Below are 2,530 nucleotides of genomic sequence, written 5' to 3'. Positions count from 1 at the left end.
GGGGGCCGAGGTGCTGACGGGGCGCAGGGCCTCAGGGGGCGGAGGATCGAAGGGGCTGGCGGGTCGAAGGGGCTGACGGGCTGGGTGCGCCGGGCGGGGGAGTGCGCTGCCCGGCTCGGGGTTCGGGCGGTTGACGCGCCTGGCCGATGGCGAGGCGGGCGGCTGCCGCCAACACCAGCGAGTCCCAGAGGGGCCGTTCTGGGCGGCTGTTGAGGGCGGTTCCGGAGGGCCGGGCTGCCCTCCGGCGTGTCGTATGCGCGCGGCACTGCGGCCGAGGGGCCAGACGCTTGACGGTCCGGGTGGGCGGCGGGCGGCGGGCGGCAGGTGATGGGCTGACGGGCCACTGGGGCTGATGGGCCACTGGGGCTGATGGGCTGACAGGCCGTGCCGCCTCACGGGTCCGATCGGCCCTGTACGTCGCGCGCCTCGCCTGGGCTCACGCCCTTTGCGGGCTTGCATGCTTCCGGCGGGCCACGCCTTGGCCGGGCCGCACGCCTCGCCAGACCCGCGGCCCGCACCCCTCACCGGGACTCACGCATCCCGGACCACTCGTCCTGATCGGACTCACGGATCGCACTGTCACCGGGCCGCAGACCCACAGGTTCGTCGGGCCGCAGGACCCGCGGCGTTCGCCGGGCCGAATGGACGGCCGTACTCATCGCCCTCGAACGGGTAACCCCCTCCGGACCCGTGACCGATAGTGATCGCAGCCGCTCTCAAAGTAGTCGGAAATTGGTGGGCATGCCTTCCGGTTGCCTGGGCAGGCGGAAGTTACCCCCACGGGAGTCCGGCCCGCCCGGGAGATTGGTCTCTCCCGGCCCGGCACCCCCACCGGCGGCCGCCATGGTCCACCCCCCCTCGGACCCGGCGGCCGCCTTTTCTTGTGGGTCGGCGCGCCAGGGGTGGACCGTGTGTGGTGGGCCACACGAACCCGGCCGTCGGGGATCCTGGATGCGCGATAGCCTGACCACCGATCTCTCTTGACGCCAAGAGATCGATCAAACGTCCGGGGCAGGGACGCCCCACCGCCAGCTGTCATACGGAGAACGCCATGACCCGCACTCCCGTGAACGTCACCGTCACCGGCGCGGCCGGCCAGATCGGTTACGCCCTGCTCTTCCGCATCGCCTCCGGCCAGCTGCTCGGCGCGGACGTGCCGGTCAAGCTCCGCCTGCTGGAGATCACGCCGGCGCTGAAGGCGGCCGAGGGCACCGCCATGGAGCTCGACGACTGCGCCTTCCCGCTCCTCGCCGGCATCGACATCACGGACGACCCGAACGTCGCCTTCGACGGCGCCAACGTGGGTCTGCTCGTCGGCGCCCGCCCCCGCACCAAGGGCATGGAGCGCGGCGACCTGCTGGAGGCCAACGGCGGCATCTTCAAGCCGCAGGGCAAGGCCATCAACGACCACGCCGCGGACGACATCCGCGTCCTCGTCGTCGGCAACCCGGCCAACACCAACGCCCTCATCGCCCAGGCCGCCGCGCCGGACGTACCGGCCGAGCGCTTCACCGCGATGACCCGCCTGGACCACAACCGCGCGCTGACCCAGCTGTCGAAGAAGACGGGCGTCCCGGTCTCCGAGATCAAGAAGCTCACGATCTGGGGCAACCACTCCGCCACCCAGTACCCGGACATCTTCCACGCCACGGTCGCCGGCAAGAACGCCGCCGAGGTCGTGGGCGACGAGAAGTGGCTTGCCGAGGACTTCATCCCGACCGTCGCCAAGCGCGGCGCCGCCATCATCGAGGCCCGTGGCGCCTCCTCGGCCGCCTCCGCCGCCAACGCCGCCATCGACCACATCTACACCTGGGTCAACGGCACCGCCGAGGGCAACTGGGCCTCCATGGGTATCCCGTCCGACGGTTCGTACGGTGTGGCCGAGGGCCTCATCTCCTCCTTCCCGGTCACCGTGAAGGACGGCAAGTACGAGATCGTCCAGGGTCTGGAGATCAACGAGTTCTCCCGCGCCCGTATCGACGCCTCCGTCAAGGAGCTCGAGGAGGAGCGCGAGGCGGTCCGCGCGCTCGGCCTCATCTGAGCGGTTCCCCCGCACCGTTGTCCCCGCCGTCGCCCCTGAGGCGGGGCGTCACGGTCCCATAGCGGGCTCGCACAGGCTCTGTCCCGGTTTCGCCCAGGACGGGGCCTGTCGGCGTTTACGCCGCTATCGTCGTCAAACGCGTTCACGCGCACGCGCGTCGACGCAGTCGTGAACGCCCGCGACGGCAAGGGGGACTTGATGGCGCGCTGGGATCCGACAACCGGACGCTGGGTGGACGACCCGCCCGCGCCCGTCAACGTGTGGCGTATGGCCTTGGTGGTCGCCCTCGCGGCCCTGCTCGGCGGCGGCGCCGGCCTCGGCGTATGGACCCTGGTGGGACCGGACGGCGACACGAAGAGCCGTACGACCGCCGCGCACCCGTCCTCGCCGACGCCGTCACCCTCCGCCCCGGAGGCGGGCGCGAAGGGCGGCAGCGACACCGGCCAGGACTCGTCCGGAGGCGCGGATGGGGGAGGGGGCGGATTCACG

Annotated in this window: 1 protein-coding gene and 1 pseudogene; both read left to right on the top strand. The window is 71.8% G+C overall.

Features of this window, described 5'->3' with window-relative positions; translation table 11 throughout:
- The first annotated feature begins 1,051 nt into the window (after positions 1–1,051).
- Entirely contained in the window at positions 1,052–2,041 is a 990-nt protein-coding gene (locus AOK15_RS38375; RefSeq protein WP_055523489.1) for a malate dehydrogenase, read from the top strand.
- A gap of 198 nt (positions 2,042–2,239) precedes the next feature.
- Positions 2,240–2,530, top strand: a pseudogene (locus AOK15_RS38370) (hypothetical protein); the annotation flags it as partial.

Origin of the sequence: Streptomyces ossamyceticus (assembly GCF_001418475.1) — a bacterium.
GTDB lineage: Bacteria > Actinomycetota > Actinomycetes > Streptomycetales > Streptomycetaceae > Streptomyces > Streptomyces ossamyceticus.
Note: the sequence above shows the minus strand (reverse complement) of the source record. Positions and strands in the feature narration are given on the sequence as shown.

What these genes read in the sequence shown, in the direction of transcription:
- AOK15_RS38375 (WP_055523489.1), top strand. Translation starts at nt 1,052, where the DNA reads ATGACCCGCACTCCCGTGAACGTCACCGTCACCGGCGCGGCCGGCCAG.